A 14880-nucleotide genomic window follows, 5' to 3' on the forward strand; every position below is an offset into this window, starting at 1 on the left:
ACCCCGGTCACATCGAGGAGTAGGCGACGATGCCGCGGCGCACGCCGTCGAGCGCCGTGCGGGCCGTGCGGGCGAGCGCTCCGTCCTCGGCGACGATCGAGAGCTGGTCGAGGAGGTCGATCGTCTGCTTGGCCCAGCGAACGAAGTCGCCGGCCGCCATATCGGCATCGACGAGCACCCGATCCAGCATCCCGCCGCGAGCCCAGGAGTGCATCGCCCCGGCGAGGCCGGCGGCGAGCGGCTCGGAACCGGGAAGGTGATGATCCTGTTCCAGATCATCGAGGACGGCCCACAGCGCCGTCGTCTTCTCGTACGCGGCACGGAACGCGCCGCGCGGAAGACCGCGCTCCCCCGAGTTCGCCTCATCGCGCCGCGGTTCGTAGACCAGGCAACAGGCCATGGCCGCGAGCGAGGGCGCGTCGAGGCCCGACCACAGCCCCTGGCGCAACGACTCGGCCACGAGCAGATCCCGCTCGCCGTAGATGCGCCGCATCGTGCGGCCGGCCTCGGTGAGCGTCATCTCGTCGCCGTCGGAGCGCAGGTAGTCGAGCGTCTCGAGCACCTCGACCACGCGGTCGAAGACACGGGCCACCGTTCCGGTACGGGTCTCGATCTGACGGCGGATGCGGTCGGTCTGACGCTTCAGCTTCCAGTAGCGCTCCGCCCACCGGGCGTGCGCTTCGCGATCCGGGCAATTGTGGCACGGGTGCCGCTGCATCTTCGTGCGGAGCTGCTGGATGCGCTTCAGCCGCTTGTCGCGGGCCGAACGCGGGGCTCCCGAGTCTTGCCGGTTCTTCTTCTCGAGGTCGCTCAGCTCGCGACGGATCGTGGAGTACTCCACGAAATCACCGTGCTCGCACGACATCGACTTCTCGTAGCCCGCGAGCGACACCTCGGCCTCGCGCACCTGGCGGGCGAGACCGACCACGGCGCGATCGGCCTGGAACTGCGCGAACGACGACTCCAGGATCTGGCGGGCCCGCGGCTTGCCGAACAGGTCGATGAGGTTCACGGCCATGTTGTACGTCGGCCGGAAGCTCGAGTTCAGCGGGTAGGTGCGCCGCGAGGCGAGAGCGGCCACGGCCTGCGGATCCATGCCCTCGGTCCACTGCACCACCGCGTGGCCTTCGACGTCGATGCCGCGGCGCCCGGCGCGACCGGTGAGCTGCGTGTACTCCCCCGAGGTGATCGCGACGCGGGCTTCGCCGTTGAACTTCTCCATCTTCTCGAGCACGACGGTGCGCGCCGGCATGTTGATGCCGAGTGCGAGGGTCTCGGTCGCGAAGACGACCTTGACGAGCTTGCGCTGGTAGAGCTCTTCGACGACCTCCTTGAACGCCGGCAGCAGGCCCGCGTGGTGCGAGGCCACGCCGCGCTCGAGATTGTCGAGCCACTCCCAGTAGCCGAGGACGCCGAGGTCCTCCTCCTGGAGCGTGCGCGTGCGCTCATCGACGATCGCGCGGATCTCGGCGCGCTCCTCCTGCGACGTGAGACGCATACCCGAGCGGCGCACCTGCGCGACGGCGGCATCGCAGCCGACGCGACTGAAGATGAAGAAGATCGCCGGCAGCAGATTCGCGCGTTCGAGGAGGTGGATGACCTCCGGGCGATCGATCCGCTCGATGCGGCGCGCGTTCGACGGACGTACCGGACGCTGGCCCCCGCGCGGAGGACGCTTGGCCTGTCGGCCGGCGTGACGATTGCTGACGTAGGACTGCGCGCGACGGTTGTTGTCGTAGTGCGAGCCCGTGAACGAGCGGATGCGCATCAGCTCCTGGTTCACCTGAGCCGTGGCCACACCCGCCCGGTCGTCGAACAGCGGCAGCAGATCGTCGCGCACGAGCACGTGCTGTTCCAGCGGCACGGGGCGGATCTCCGAGACGATCACCTCGGTGTCGCCGCGCACCGTGTCGAGCCAGTCGCCGAACTCCTCGGCGTTCGAGACCGTCGCACTCAGCGAGACGAGACGCACCTGCGACGGCAGGTGGATGATGACCTCTTCCCACACCGCGCCGCGGAATCGATCGGCGAGGTAGTGCACCTCGTCCATCACGACGTAGCGGAGGTCGCGCAGCGCCGCCGAGTCGGCGTAGATCATGTTGCGCAGCACCTCGGTGGTCATCACCACGATGCGTGCGTTGCCGTTGATGTTGGTATCGCCGGTGAGCAGCCCGACCTCGTCGGCTCCGTAGACGTCGACGAGCTCGCGGAACTTCTGATTCGAGAGCGCCTTCATCGGCGTCGTGTAGAACGCCTTGTCGCGCGGAGTCTGCATCGCGAGATGGATCGCGAACTCGCCCACGATCGTCTTACCGGCCCCGGTCGGCGCCGCGACCAGGACGCTGTTCCCGCGCTCGAGCGCATGGCAGCCCTCGAGCTGGAACGGGTCGAGATCGAAGCGCTGGCGGGCGGCGAACGCGGAGGTCTCGGGGTGCTCGGATGCCTGTCGCGCGGCGGCGTATCGCTCCGCCGGCGAACTCATGCGGCGTCCGGCAGGAGGCCGGCGGCCGCATCCTGCTTGCGCTTGCGCCGGTCGAACAGCAGCGACAGACCGGCGGCTGCGAAGTACAGGACGATCAGGATGCCCGCGAGCATCAGCATGCTCACCACGTCGGCAGCCGGCGTCGCGAGGGCGGCGAAGACCGTGGCGATGATGATCGCGACGCGCCATCCCTTGAGGATCGCGCGCCCCGACATGATGCCGGCGAAGTTCAGTGCGACGAGGAAGACCGGCAGCACGAAGGAGACGCCGATCACGAGCATCAGTTTGAAGATGAAGTCGTAGTAGTCCTGGGCGGCGTAGAAGTTCGTACCGCCCTCCGGCGTGAAGCTCCACATCAGCTCGATGATGTGCGGCATGATCATGACGCCGAGGTAGCACCCGCCCAGGAACAGCGGAACGGCGGCCGCGACGAAGCCGACCGTGTAGCGCACCTCTTTGCGCGTGAGGCCGGGCATGATGAACGCCCAGATCTGCCACAGCCAGACCGGCGCGGAGGCGAAGAGACCGATCGACAGGGCGATGCGCATGCGCATGTCGAACGCGGAGGTCACGGTCGAGAAGTTGAGGGCGCTGAAGTCATCGCCCCGCTTCTCGGTGATGAGACGGATCGGCTCGGTGATGAAGTGGATGATCGGATCCGCGACGATGAACGCCAGCACCATGCCGACGACCAGCGCGATGGCGGCGATCATCAGACGGCGGCGCAACTCGACGAGGTGCGCTCCGAGAGACATCCGCCGGTCGCGGTCCGGCTTCGCCTTCGCGGCCGGGTCCATCACTGCCACGAGCGGTCAGGCGCGCGGTGGAGTCTCAGGTTCTGAGCCCGAGTTCTTCACCGTGGTCGGGTCCACTGCCGCGTTCTCCGCGGCCGCCGGACCGTCTTCTTCCTTCATCGCCTTCATCTCTCCCTTGAAGACGCGGGCCGACTGGCCGACGCTCTTCGCGAGGGCGGGCAGCTTTGCCGCGCCGAAAAGGAGGAGGATCACGGCGAGCACGATCAGGAGGTGCCACCCCTGCAGTCCAGCAAACATCTCTAGTTCCCGTCGTCGGTGGGCGATTCGGCCAGTCTACCCGGCTGTGCTGTGGATGGGCGGTGGTAGAGCGCGAGTCCCGCAGACGCCCATTCCCGGGTCGCCGCGCGCGCGATGCCCGGCTCGAGCACCTCGAGCGCTCCCCCGAAACGGGCCGCGATGCGCTTGATACCGCGCGGATCTGCGAGGTGCAGGTGCGCCGTGACCACGCCATCGAGGGTCTCGACCTCATCGGCGGAGAGAAGCCCGCCCAGGAGCGGAGCGAGTCGTTCGGGAACGCGCACGGTGACCTCGCGGTCGTCCGCCACCTCGGCGAAGGCCTCGGGGACGTGCTCGCCCGCGTGCGTGATCGGGATGTCGGTCAGCTGCGGGCGGCTCACCCGGTCGAGGTGGAAGGTGCGCATCGCCTGACGCAGATGACACCATCCCTGCAGATACCACTGGCCGTTGGTGATCAGGATCTGCACCGGATCGACCGTGCGCGTGGTCGGCTGCGCGTCGGGGGCCTGATAGGTGAACGAGATCGCGCGCCCCTCCTGCACCCCACGGGACACCGCCTCGCGCACCTCGTCGACCGCCGTGGGCGCGATGACCACCTCGGCGGGAGCGTCGGCCGCTCCCCGGGAGAGCTTCGAGATGAGTCCGGCGACGAGCCCCGAGTCCGAGATCGCGGGCACCGCAGCGACCATCTGCAGCCCGGCGAGCAGTGCTGCGGCTTCGCGCGCCGTGAACCGCGGCACACGGCGCAGCGCGACGTCGTTCGTGATCTCGATGACGTCTTCCTGGTCGAGCAGATCCCAGTTGATGTCGAACATCTCCTGCGGCTGCTGCCAGAAACCGGCTTCGCCGGGAAGGCCGATGACGGTCAGCTTCTCGACCATCGCCCGCATCTCGCGCGGGGTCACGCCGAACTCCGCTGATGCCTCGGCCAGGGAGACCTGTCCGTGTTCGAGAAGGTACGGCACGAGGGTCAGGTACAGACGCACCCGATCACCGGCGAGCAACGGCTTCTTCGCACTCATCGTCGGACCTCCCGTTCGGCGTGGGCCTCGGCGACCGCGCGGAGACGCGACACCACCGCGTCGCGGAGCTCATCGGGCTCGACCACACGCACCTCGGGGCCGTACGAGGCGAGCTCGTCGGCGAGGATGTGGACATCGACGAAGGGGACGCGGATGCCCTGGACCGCCGGGACCGCCCTCCGCCCGAGCCGCAGAGACGCCTCCGTACCCGGAGTGATCTCGAGCAGAGCGGAGTTCTGGGACGCCACCTCCTCGAGTCCCGCGAGCGCGCGGTCACCCGCTCCGTCTCGCAGGACGGGGTCGAAGGTCGTCGCGGTCACCGTCATATCCCCGACGATGCGGCTGAGCAGGAACGTACGGTCGCCGGCGGCGTCGATGTCGATGCCGAACACGTGCCAGCGCGCCTCGTAGTCCACCAGCGCGAGCGGCTGGACCCGGCGACGACGAGGAGCATCCTCCCCCGGCTTCAGGTAGTCGAAAGCGACGACCCGGCTCTTCTCGATCGCCTCCTGGAGCGGACCGAACGCGGCATCCCGCGCCGTGATTCGCGGCGCGAACCCGATGATCGGCTCGTCACCGTCGATCCCGAGGGCGCGGATCTTCCGGACACCGGACTGCGCATCGCCCGATGCGGATTCCGCGCTCCACACGCTGCCCGCGAGACGCAGCACGGCGAGTTCGGCGGGCGTGAAGTCGATGTCGCTCGGCAGGTCGTACTCCGCCTGCGGAATCCGGTAGCGCGCCTCACGCAGATCGTTCGGTTCTGCGGCGTCGCCGATCGTCTCGACGGGCACACCGAGCGAGCGGAGTTCGTCCTTATCGCGCTCGAACATCTTCTCGAGGGCATCCGACCGCGTCCCGGCATCCGCGCGCTGGCGGTACCCGGAGACGTTGTCGAGGATCTGCTGCTTCGTGAGCCCGATCTCCGTCGCCATGAGAGCCACGACGAGATTCGTCAGGCGCTCCTCGGCGGGAATACGGGCGGCCATCACGGAGTCGGTACCGTGATGGCGCCCAGGATGTCGACGACGTAGACGACGGCGGGGGCCGAGTCGGAAGCCGGAGTCACGACGAGCACCTGGGAGCCGACGGGCTTGCCGACCAGCTCCTGGGCCACGGCCGGTGCCACCTGCTGCAGGTCGGTGGAGACCGCCTTGCCCCACGTCTGCGTCATCACGGTCTTGTCGTCCCAGCCGAGCGCGGTGTACTGGACGATCGGCACCTGATCGGCTTCGACGTCGTCGCCCTCACCGAGGATGAGCGTCTGCGTGACCAGAGAGGACGGTGCGTCGGAGTTGGGGATGATCACGCCGGGAGTGCCGTCCGGAGCACGGACGACGGTCGGCATGCCGCGAGCATCGTTGAACTGCAGGGAGCCTTCGGCCTTCGGCAGGAGCACGTCGATGGTGTCGACGACGAACACCATCGTGTCGTCGGCATCGAGACCGAAGCTCTGCAGTGCCTCCGCTCCGGCATCATCCGCGGTCAGAGCGACCACCGTGCGAGACCCCTGGGTGACGCACTTCAGTGCGTCTGCGAGAGCCGGGAAACGCGCACCCTGGATGTCGAGGCTCGTCAGCGGCCCCTGAGCGGGGTCGTACGGAGTGCCGGCGACCTCTTCGCCCGTCTCGCCACTGAAGAGGGTGAGCTCGTAGACGAAGGGCTGCTGACCGTTCTGAACAGCACGACCGTCGCCGACGACGACGTCCGTCGCCGCCGACTTCTCGACGTGCAGCGGCGTGTAGATGCTCACATCCGGCTTGGCGCCGAGATCGCCCTCGACGGTCACCGCATCGGCGAGACCGCTCGAGCCGCCGGAGCGGTCGCACGCGGCGCCATCGAAGGTCGGAGCAGCCGTGCACCCCGTCAGAGCGAGGACGGCGAGGCTGAGAGTGGCCAGAACGGCGGACGTTTTACGCACGCCCTCCAGTCTATTCGGTCGGGTGCTCCGATTCGCGCGATGCCGTCGCGATGCGCGCGCCCTCAGCGGCGCGCGCAGCCTCGCGGGCGCGCTTGCGCAGGTTCTTGTCGGTGATCTCGCGATCGCCGACGGCACCGGGGGTCCACTGCTCCACGTCGTCGTCGCCGTAGCTGGACTTCGAGGCGCGTCGCTTCACGGAGGGTGCGACCGTGCCCGGAGCCAGACGACGCGCGGTCAGCAGGAAGCCGGTGTGCGCGACCATCCGGTGATCGGGACGCACCGCGAGGCCCTCGACGTGCCAGCCGCGCACCATCGTCTCCGAGGCGTCCGGATCCGTGAACAGTCCGGTGTTGCGGATGTACTCCGCGACGCGCGAGAGCTGCGTGGCGGTCGCGATGTAGCAGAGCACCACTCCCCCGGGCGTGAGCGCGTCGGCGACGACGTCGATGCACTCCCACGGGGCCAGCATGTCAAGCACGACGCGATCGACGGATCCGGCGGGAAGCTCGGAGGGCAGCTGCTCGACGAGATCGCCGACGACGACGCTCCAGGTGTCCGGCTGCTCGCCGAAGAAGGTCGCGACGTTGCCGCGGGCGACCTCGGCGAAGTCCTCTCGCCGCTCGAACGATACGAGCCTACCCGCCGGCCCCACCGCACGAAGCAGCGACAGCGACAGGGCGCCCGACCCCACTCCGGCCTCGACCACCGTCGCTCCGGGGAAGACATCGGCCTGCATGACGATCTGGGCGGCATCCTTCGGATAGACGATCGCCGCGCCGCGCGGCATCGACATCGCGAAGTCCTTCAGCAGCGGGCGCAGCGCGAGATACTCGTGGCCCGAGCTGTTCGCGGCCACCGATCCGTCGGGCAGGCCGATGAGATCGCGGTGGCGCAGCACCCCGTGGTGGGTGTGCAGCTCGCCGTCCTCCCGGAGGGTGACGGTGTGCAGTCGACCCTTGGGACCCGTGAGCTGGACGCGGTCGCCCTCGCGGAACGGGCCGCTCGGACGGTGCGTGCCGGAGGCGGTCATCGGGTGGCTCCCGTCGTGGCGGAGTGGCGGTCGAGGAGGTCGACCAGGTCGTGTGCGGTGCGGCCGTCGAGCGTCGGCCAGAGCTCGTGCGCACCGAGGTCGTCGAGCGGCACGATGTGCGGGACTCCGAGGGTCACGGCGCCGGAGGCGATCCCGGCACGGACACCGGTCGGCGAGTCCTCGATCACGATGGCTTCGGTGATGTCGATGTCGAGCAGGGCGGCGGCCTGCAGGTACGGCTCCGGGTGCGGCTTCGGGTTGTCGACGTCGTCGCCGGCGACGACGAGATCGAAGGCCGGGAAGTCGATGAGATCGACGACGCTCAGCGCCATCCGTCGCAGCGACATCGTCACGAGCGCGGTCGTGATCCCCGCCTGCTTCAGGTCGAGCAGGAGCTCGCGTGCGCCGGCGCGGAAGGGCACTCCCTCGGTGCGCAGAAGGTTCTGCACCTCATCGGTCAGATGGGCGACGATTGCCTCGGCCTCCATGCGCACGCCCGCGTTCTGCAGGATGATCGCGCTGTCGATCAGTCCGCTGCCGACCAGCTGCAGCGCGTCCTCGTGGGTCCAGGTCCCGCCGAAGGACTCGACGAGCCGGGTCTCGGCCGCCATCCAGTACGGCTCGGTATCGACGACTGTTCCATCCATGTCCCAGAGGACCGCGCGGGGCTGTGTGCTCACCGAGCCATGTTATCCGGCGCAGGACCCGTCTTCCTCCGAGCGCGACTAGCCTGGGGAGACGACACCGTCACTCGATCGAAAGGGGATCACGATGGATGTTCTCGGTTCGCGCATCGTGATCGTCGCCTTCGACGGCTGGAACGACGCGGGTGAAGCGGCCAGCGGTGCCCTCGCGGCCCTGCGCGCCACGAGCGAGTACGACCTCGTGCACACCGTCGACCCCGAGCTCTACTTCGACTACCAGTACACGCGTCCGTCGACCCAGCTCGACACCGAGGGCCGTCGGCGCCTGAAGTGGCCGGAAGCGACGCTGTGGCGTCCGCGCGACGCGAGTGAGGGGCCCGAGTTCTGGCTGCTCACCGGAGTCGAACCGGCTCGCACCTGGCAGTCGTTCGCCGCCGAGTTCATCGACGTCGCGCTGCGCGACGACGTGAGCGGCTTCATCATGCTCGGCGCGATGCTCGCCGATGTGCCGCACTCCCGGCCGATCTCGATCTTCGCGGCCAGCCAGAACGAGCAGGCGCGCGAGGAGCTCGGACTCGAGAAGTCCCTCTACGAGGGCCCCGTCGGCATCCTGAGCGTGATCGAGCACTACGCCGAGTCGGCCGGCATCCCGACGGCGACCCTGTGGGCGAGCGTGCCGCACTACGTCGCGAACGCGACGCCGTCTCCGAAGGTGACCCTCGCCCTGCTCGATCGCCTGGAAGAGCTCACCGGGGTGTCGGTGCCGCGCGATGCACTGCGCACGGAGGCCGCCGCGTGGGAGGCATCCATCGACGCGGCCGCGGCGGACGACGAGGAGATGACCGAGTACATCCGCCAGCTCGAGCGCACCCGCGACACATGGGACTCGCCGGAGGCGTCGGGCGATGCGATCGCCCAGGAGTTCGAGAAGTACCTGCGTCGGCGCGGTGACGGTCCGGGCGACCACAAGCGCTGAGCGCGTCTGCGCTCAGGCGGCGATCGCTCCGGTGGCGAGCAGGACCAGGATCACCGTGCCCAGCAGGATGCGGTAGATCACGAACGGCAGGAAGCTGCGCTTCGAGATCCAGCTCATGAAGAACGCGATGACCCCGAGGGCGACGACGAAGGCGATACCGGTGGCCGCCAGCGTGTCGCCGAGCGAGAAGAACGCCGGTTCGTTCCAGCTCTTCGCCAGCTGGTAGAAGCCGCTGCCGAAGACGGCGGGGATCGCCAGGAGGAACGCGTAGCGGGCCGCCGCGGCGCGCTCGTAGCCGAGGAAGAGCCCCATCGTGATCGTTCCGCCCGAGCGCGAGACGCCCGGGACGAGGGCGAGGGCCTGGGCGAATCCGTAGGCGACACCGTGCGGGTAGGTGAGCTGGTTCAGCGTGCGCTTCTTCGCTCCGACATGATCGGCGATGCCGAGCAGGATGCCGAACACGATCAGCATGATCGCGACCACCCAGAGCGAGCGGAACACGCTCTCGATCTGATCCTGGAAGAACAGGCCCAGGATGACGATCGGGATGCTGCCGATGATGATCATCCAGCCCATCCGCGCGTCGGGATCGGTGCGCGGGGCTTTGCCGACGAGCGACCGGAACCACTGCGTGACGATGCGGACGATGTCGCGCCAGAAGAACACCACCACGGCCGCCTCGGTGCCGATCTGGGTGATCGCGGTGAACGCCGCACCCGGGTCCTCGCCCGAGGGCAGGAACGATCCGACGATGCGCAGGTGGGCGCTGGAGGAGATCGGCAGGAACTCGGTCAGCCCCTGGACGATACCGAGGATGAGCGCTTCGAAGAGATGCATGGAGGGCCTTCAGGGTCGACGGCGGCACGGAGCCGGCGGGAGCGCTCAGTACGTGCGCAGCAGATCGGCCAGCACCCGCTGACCGAAGACAAGCGAGTCTACGGGCACACGCTCGTCGACTCCGTGGAACATGCCTGTGAAATCGAGATCTGCGGGCAGCCGGAGCGGCGCGAACCCGTATCCGGTGATCCCGAGGGTCGACAGCGCCTTGTTGTCGGTTCCGGCCCCCAGCAGATACGGGATGACGGGCACACCCGGATCGTGCCGACCGATGCTCGCGACCATGGCCTCGACGAGCTCGCCCTCGAACGGGGTCTCCATACCGATGTCACGGACCACGGTCTCGATCACGATGTCGTCGCCGACGATCTGCTGGAGCTCGGCCAGCACCTCGTCCTCGGTGCCGGGGATCACCCGCACGTCGATGAGCGCTTCGGCGCGCTCCGGGATGACGTTGTGCTTGTACCCGGCGGTGAGGCCGGTGGGATTCGTCGTCGTCCGGAACGACGATCGCAGGAACGCCTCGGCGGGACCGGCGGCCGAGGCCAGGGCGTCCGGATCGTCGGCGCTGCGCCCGGTGAGTGCGCTCAGTCCCTCGAGGAGCGCGGTGGTGGTCGGCGTGAGCCGGATCGGCCAGCGCGTGCGACCGATCGCCGCGACGGCCTCGGCCAGCGCCGTGATCGCGTTGTCGTCGTGCAGACGACTGCCGTGGCCCGCCCGTCCCTTCGCGACCAGCCGGATCCAGATCAGCGCCTTTTCGCCCACCTGCAACAGGTAGGCCCGACGGTCGTCGACCGTGATCGAGTATCCGCCGACCTCGCTGATCGCGGTCGCCGCACCGGCGAACCATTCGGGGCGGTCGCGCACGACGAGCGCCGATCCCTCGACGCCACCGTTCTCCTCGTCGGCGAAGAACGCGAGGACGAGGTCGCGCGCCGGCATCTCGCCCGCGCGGAGGATGTCGGCGACAGCCGTGAGGATCATCGCGTTCATGTTCTTCATGTCGACGGCGCCGCGCCCCCACAGCATCCCGTCCTGCACGATCCCGGCGAAGGGATCGACCGTCCAGTCCTCCGCCATGGCGGGGACCACGTCGAGGTGCCCGTGCACGACGAGCGCCGGCAGCGAGCGGTCGCGACCCGGCACCCGTGCCATCACGTTCGTGCGGCGCGGGACGGGCTCGTAGTACTCGACCTCGAGCCCGAGTTCTGCCAGGTACGCACCCACGTACTCCGCGGCCTCACGCTCCCCCTTCGCGTTGCCGCCGCCGAAGTTCGAGGTGTCGAAGCGGATCAGCTCGCTCGCGATGCGCGCGACCTCGGGAAGGGAGGGTTCGGTCATGCGAACCAGGCTATCGAAAGCGCGTGCCACGCCCGGGCGTCACGCCCGATTCGAGGCCGACCCCAGAAGGTGGTAATGTCATTCTTCGGTCGGCAACGATCATCCAAAACCTGCGCGGGTGGCGGAATGGTAGACGCGCTACGTTGAGGTCGTAGTGCCCGTAAGGGCGTGGGGGTTCAAGTCCCCCTCCGCGCACAGATGGCCCCGGTGGATCCCCTGGATCCGCCGGGGCTTTTTGCTTGCCCCCTCGCGCCGTCCGTGGGCGAACACGAAAGCGCGCTGCGCCGCATATCCGGCGACGGTGGTCGCCGAGTACACCGCCTCGAAGGCCTTCGCCACGGTCGTGTACTCGGGTGCCGGGATCGTGAGCGGCGACAGCTACGACGTGGTCGTCGATGGATCCACGACCACCGTGACGGCCGGAGAGGGCGGCACGAGCGGGATGGGCGGCCAGCCCGGCGGCGGTCAGGGCGGCGGGATGCCCGGCGGCGACGCTCCGACCCGTGGCGCCCAGGGCGACGGCGACGCGTCCTAGACCGCGCCCACGCCGAACAGCAGACCGAGCAGATACGTGATCGCCGCGGCGCCGAACCCGATCGCCAGTTGGCGCAGGGCCCGGCGCAGCGGCGGTCCTCCCGAGAGGATGCCGACCATGGCACCCGTGCTCAGCAGCGCGACGCCCACCAGCACGAGCGCGAGGATGACGGCGGCGGCACCCTGCAGACCGAAGATCCACGGGAGCACCGGAATGATCGCTCCGGAGGCGAACAGCAGGAAGCTCGAGATCGCGGCGGTCCAGTCGCTGCCGACGACCTCGTGCACGTCGCCGTGGGTGCGAATGGGCCCGGTCGCCGTGCGCCGCACCCCCGCCTGGGCCGCCGTCACGATGCGGCGCGCCTTCGCGAGGGCCTCCTCCGGGTCCGCCCCACGGGCGCGATACACCAGGGCGAGTTCGTTCTCGTCGATGTCGAGATCGTGAGCGGATGCCGCGGCATCCTCGTTCGCCTCGGTCGCCGCGAGGAGCTCGCGCTGGGACCGCACGGAGACGAACTCCCCCGCCCCCATCGACAGCGCGCCCGCGAGGAGACCGGCGATCCCGCTGAAGAGCACGAACCCGGAACTGACTCCGGTCGCCCCGATGCCCAGCACCAGCGCGAGGTTGCTGACGAGTCCGTCGTTGGCACCGAACACCGCGGCTCGGAACGACCCCGACAGACGGCGGCGACCACGGGCGGCGAGACCGCGCACCACCTCGGAGTGCACCTTCTCGTCGGCACGCATGGCCGGAGTCGCATACTGCTCGGCGTCATAGGGCGACCGCGCCTCGGCGCTCTGCGCGAGTGCGAGCACGAAAATCGAGCCGAAGCGCCCGGCCATCCATCCCAGCAGCCGCGAGCGGACTCCGGCGCGGGGCAGGCGAGCCGGTTCCCCGCCGAGGAGGTCGAGCCAGTGCTGCTCGTGGCGCCGTTCGGCATCGGCGAGGCGCAGCAGGATGTCGCGCTCCTCCCCCATCCGGCGCGCCGCGAGACGCTGATACACCGTTCCCTCGGCGCGCTCCTCCACGAGGTAGCGCGCCCAGCGGCGACGGTCGGCGGCCGTGGGTTCGGCGGCGAGCGGAGCGGTCATGTCTGACTCCTCGGGTGCGTGGACAACCGTTCCACGCTATCCGCGGGAAGGCGTGCGAACGCAGCCGACGCCGGGATTGCCAGCATTTCGGGGATCCGAAGCGCTCAGGAGCGTACGCGCTTGCGGAGGATCTCGATCCGGGACTGCAACTGGGTGACGGTGGCCTGCGCGACCGCCGGCCCCCCGCAGATCCGGCGCAGCTCGGCATGCACCGCGCCGTGCGGTTCGCCCTTCTGCCGTGCGTAGAGACCGACCAGGCTGTTGAGGAGCTGACGCTGCTCCTTGAGGGTGCGGTGCAGAGGCGGCGGGAGGGTCGTCGTCTCGGTCGGGCCGGCCGAGGCTTCACGCGCCTCGCGCAGCCGCGATTGCCGAGACTGTCGCTGCATGAGCAGCTCGTGCACGTGCTCGGGCTCGAGGAGGCCGGGGAACCCGATGAACTCCTCTTCTTCGGGGGTGCCGGGCTCGGCCAACTGCCCGAACTCCTGGCCCTCGAAGACGACCCGGTCGAAGTGCGCGACGGACGACAGCGCCTGATAGCTGAACTCCTGAGTGAGCGCGTCGGAGGTCTCCTCCTCGCGGTTGGCGCTCTCGAGCAGGGAGTCCTCGAGGCCGTCGTCATCCTTCGACTGCCGGTCGAGCGCGTGGTCGCGCTGCTTGTCCATCTCGTTCGCGAGGCCCATGAGCACGGGTACCTGCGGGAGGAAGACGCTGGCCGCCTCGCCCCGACGACGCGCGCGCACGAATCGACCGATCGCCTGCGCGAAGAACAGCGGCGTCGACGACGAGGTCGCATACACGCCGACCGCGAGGCGCGGCACGTCGACGCCCTCCGACACCATCCGGACGGCCACCATCCAGCGCTGCTCGCCCGCGCTGAACTTCTCGATGCGCTCCGAGGCGGTGGCGTCGTCGGAGAGCACGATCGTCGCCTGCTGTCCGGTGATGCTGTGCAGGATCTTGGCGTAGGCACGGGCGACCGTCTGATCGGTCGCGAGCACCAGACCACCCGCATCCGGCACGTGGTGACGGATCTCGGTGAGGCGGCGATCGGCGGCGGAGAGCACCGCCGGCATCCACTCGCCCTCGGGATCGAGCGCCGTGCGCCAGGCCTGCGAGGTGACGTCCTTGGTGTTGTCCTGCCCGAGGTGCGTCTCGAGCTCGTCGCCCGACGTCGTACGCCAGCGCATCTTGCCCGCGTACATGTGGAAGAGCACGGGACGCACGACACCGTCGGCGAGGGCGCGGCCGTAGCCGTAGTTGTAGTCGGTGCGAGAGATGCGCGCACCGGATTCGTCGGGGTGGTACTCCACGAACGGGATCGGTGCGGTGTCGCTGCGGAACGGCGTGCCGGAGAGCAGGAGCCGCCGCTTCGCGGGGCCGTAGGCGTCGCGGATCGCATCGCCCCAACTCAGCGCGTCGCCGCCGTGGTGCACCTCGTCGAGGATCACCAGCGTCTTGGCGTCTTCGGTCAGATGCCGGTGCACGGACGACTTCGCCGCGACCTGCGCGTAGGTCACGACCGCTCCGTGATAGTGCCGTGCCGGCGCCCAGTCGCTGTTGCGGAAGCGCGGGTCGAGGCGGATGTGCACCCGCGCCGCGGCATCGGCCCACTGCGTCTTGAGGTGCTCGGTGGGGGCGACGACGATGATGCGATTGACCTCGCCCGTACGCATGAGTTCGACCGCGAGAGTGAGGGCGAAGGTGGTCTTTCCGGCGCCCGGCGTCGCGGCCACGAGGAAGTCCCTCTGGTCGGCGGCGAAGTACTGTTCGAGCGCCTCCTGCTGCCAGGCGCGCAGCTTGTTCGCGGTTCCCCAGGGGGCGCGCTGTGGGAAGGACGGAGAGAGCATCGGCTCAACGATAATCGCTCCGTCGGACATCGGCGCGCGCCCCTCCCCGACGCGCCCGGCGGAGTAGGCTCGGTCACTGCGCAGCCGCGATCGTCGAGCCGC

Annotated in this window: 14 protein-coding genes and 1 tRNA gene; 3 read left to right on the forward strand and 12 right to left on the reverse strand. The window is 69.1% G+C overall.

All coding sequences use genetic code 11. From position 1 onward, the window contains the following. Positions 1-7: 7 nt before the first annotated feature. Genes WFJ97_RS02575 through WFJ97_RS02610 form a run of 8 tightly spaced genes read right to left on the reverse strand, consistent with a single transcriptional unit; the run spans position 8 to position 8187 of the window. On the reverse strand, positions 8-2482 hold the full coding sequence (locus tag WFJ97_RS02575) for a DEAD/DEAH box helicase (RefSeq protein WP_336640372.1): 2475 nt from the start codon (positions 2480-2482) through the stop codon (positions 8-10). After that, positions 2479-3237 carry a twin-arginine translocase subunit TatC gene (gene tatC / locus WFJ97_RS02580; protein ID WP_247633975.1) on the reverse strand — a complete coding sequence of 253 codons (759 nt, stop codon included), beginning with the start codon at positions 3235-3237 and terminating at the stop codon, positions 2479-2481. Before tatC ends, WFJ97_RS02575 begins: the two co-directional genes overlap by 4 nt. A gap of 57 nt (positions 3238-3294) precedes the next feature. Next, entirely contained in the window at positions 3295-3534 is a 240-nt protein-coding gene (tatA, locus tag WFJ97_RS02585) for a twin-arginine translocase TatA/TatE family subunit (protein WP_247622496.1), read from the reverse strand. Positions 3535-3536: 2 nt separating this feature from the next. Then, positions 3537-4556, reverse strand: coding sequence for a helix-turn-helix transcriptional regulator (locus WFJ97_RS02590; RefSeq protein WP_336640373.1), 1020 nt, complete (start codon positions 4554-4556; stop codon positions 3537-3539). After that, a complete protein-coding gene (locus tag WFJ97_RS02595; protein ID WP_336640374.1) occupies positions 4553-5545 on the reverse strand; it encodes a helix-turn-helix transcriptional regulator in 993 nt (330 codons plus the stop codon). The genes WFJ97_RS02590 and WFJ97_RS02595 overlap by 4 nt, the downstream gene beginning before the upstream one ends. Beyond that, positions 5545-6477, reverse strand: coding sequence for a hypothetical protein (locus tag WFJ97_RS02600; protein WP_336640375.1), 933 nt, complete (start codon positions 6475-6477; stop codon positions 5545-5547). The genes WFJ97_RS02595 and WFJ97_RS02600 overlap by 1 nt, the downstream gene beginning before the upstream one ends. A 10-nt stretch (positions 6478-6487) precedes the next feature. After that, the gene (locus WFJ97_RS02605; protein ID WP_336640376.1) at positions 6488-7507 is read right to left on the reverse strand and encodes a tRNA (adenine-N1)-methyltransferase; all 1020 of its coding nucleotides are present in this window, start codon (positions 7505-7507) and stop codon (positions 6488-6490) included. Beyond that, positions 7504-8187, reverse strand: coding sequence for an HAD family hydrolase (locus WFJ97_RS02610; RefSeq protein ID WP_336640377.1), 684 nt, complete (start codon positions 8185-8187; stop codon positions 7504-7506). The genes WFJ97_RS02605 and WFJ97_RS02610 overlap by 4 nt, the downstream gene beginning before the upstream one ends. Before the next feature lie 91 nt (positions 8188-8278). On the opposite strand from WFJ97_RS02610, the gene WFJ97_RS02615 reads away from it, so the two are divergent. Next, positions 8279-9127: a PAC2 family protein gene (locus WFJ97_RS02615; protein ID WP_336640378.1), complete on the forward strand. Its 849-nt coding sequence runs from the start codon at positions 8279-8281 to the stop codon at positions 9125-9127. 12 nt (positions 9128-9139) lie between these two features. On the opposite strand, the gene WFJ97_RS02620 is transcribed toward WFJ97_RS02615, so the two are convergent. Continuing rightward, positions 9140-9964: an undecaprenyl-diphosphate phosphatase gene (locus tag WFJ97_RS02620; RefSeq protein WP_336640379.1), complete on the reverse strand. Its 825-nt coding sequence runs from the start codon at positions 9962-9964 to the stop codon at positions 9140-9142. A gap of 45 nt (positions 9965-10009) precedes the next feature. Beyond that, positions 10010-11305: a M20/M25/M40 family metallo-hydrolase gene (locus WFJ97_RS02625; RefSeq protein WP_336640380.1), complete on the reverse strand. Its 1296-nt coding sequence runs from the start codon at positions 11303-11305 to the stop codon at positions 10010-10012. A 112-nt stretch (positions 11306-11417) separates the two neighbouring features. On the opposite strand from WFJ97_RS02625, the gene WFJ97_RS02630 reads away from it, so the two are divergent. Together WFJ97_RS02630 and WFJ97_RS02635 are read left to right on the forward strand one after the other, a co-directional pair. Next, positions 11418-11500, forward strand: a tRNA-Leu gene (locus WFJ97_RS02630). Between the two features lie 106 nt (positions 11501-11606). After that, the gene (locus WFJ97_RS02635) at positions 11607-11840 is read left to right on the forward strand and encodes a hypothetical protein (protein ID WP_336640381.1); all 234 of its coding nucleotides are present in this window, start codon (positions 11607-11609) and stop codon (positions 11838-11840) included. Here the strand turns inward: WFJ97_RS02635 and WFJ97_RS02640 are convergent. Then, a complete protein-coding gene (locus WFJ97_RS02640; protein ID WP_336640382.1) occupies positions 11837-12931 on the reverse strand; it encodes a VIT1/CCC1 transporter family protein in 1095 nt (364 codons plus the stop codon). The genes WFJ97_RS02635 and WFJ97_RS02640 overlap by 4 nt on opposite strands. Before the next feature lie 104 nt (positions 12932-13035). After that, complete coding sequence (locus WFJ97_RS02645) at positions 13036-14778, reverse strand: DEAD/DEAH box helicase (RefSeq protein WP_336640383.1); 1743 nt, start codon at positions 14776-14778, stop codon at positions 13036-13038. Positions 14779-14880 lie beyond the last annotated feature (102 nt).

This window comes from Microbacterium sp. USHLN272, from assembly GCF_037149655.1.
In the GTDB taxonomy this organism is placed as follows: domain Bacteria; phylum Actinomycetota; class Actinomycetes; order Actinomycetales; family Microbacteriaceae; genus Microbacterium; species Microbacterium galbinum.

Excerpts from the sequence above, each read along its gene's own strand:
- WFJ97_RS02575 (WP_336640372.1), bottom strand. The coding sequence starts at position 2,482 with ATGAGTTCGCCGGCGGAGCGATACGCCGCCGCGCGACAGGCATCCGAG.
- tatC (WP_247633975.1), bottom strand. The coding sequence starts at position 3,237 with ATGTCTCTCGGAGCGCACCTCGTCGAGTTGCGCCGCCGTCTGATGATC.
- tatA (WP_247622496.1), bottom strand. The coding sequence starts at position 3,534 with ATGTTTGCTGGACTGCAGGGGTGGCACCTCCTGATCGTGCTCGCCGTG.
- WFJ97_RS02590 (WP_336640373.1), bottom strand. The coding sequence starts at position 4,556 with ATGAGTGCGAAGAAGCCGTTGCTCGCCGGTGATCGGGTGCGTCTGTAC.
- WFJ97_RS02595 (WP_336640374.1), bottom strand. The coding sequence starts at position 5,545 with ATGGCCGCCCGTATTCCCGCCGAGGAGCGCCTGACGAATCTCGTCGTG.
- WFJ97_RS02605 (WP_336640376.1), bottom strand. The coding sequence starts at position 7,507 with ATGACCGCCTCCGGCACGCACCGTCCGAGCGGCCCGTTCCGCGAGGGC.
- WFJ97_RS02615 (WP_336640378.1), top strand. The coding sequence starts at position 8,279 with ATGGATGTTCTCGGTTCGCGCATCGTGATCGTCGCCTTCGACGGCTGG.
- WFJ97_RS02620 (WP_336640379.1), bottom strand. The coding sequence starts at position 9,964 with ATGCATCTCTTCGAAGCGCTCATCCTCGGTATCGTCCAGGGGCTGACC.
- WFJ97_RS02625 (WP_336640380.1), bottom strand. The coding sequence starts at position 11,305 with ATGACCGAACCCTCCCTTCCCGAGGTCGCGCGCATCGCGAGCGAGCTG.
- WFJ97_RS02640 (WP_336640382.1), bottom strand. The coding sequence starts at position 12,931 with ATGACCGCTCCGCTCGCCGCCGAACCCACGGCCGCCGACCGTCGCCGC.
- WFJ97_RS02645 (WP_336640383.1), bottom strand. The coding sequence starts at position 14,778 with ATGCTCTCTCCGTCCTTCCCACAGCGCGCCCCCTGGGGAACCGCGAAC.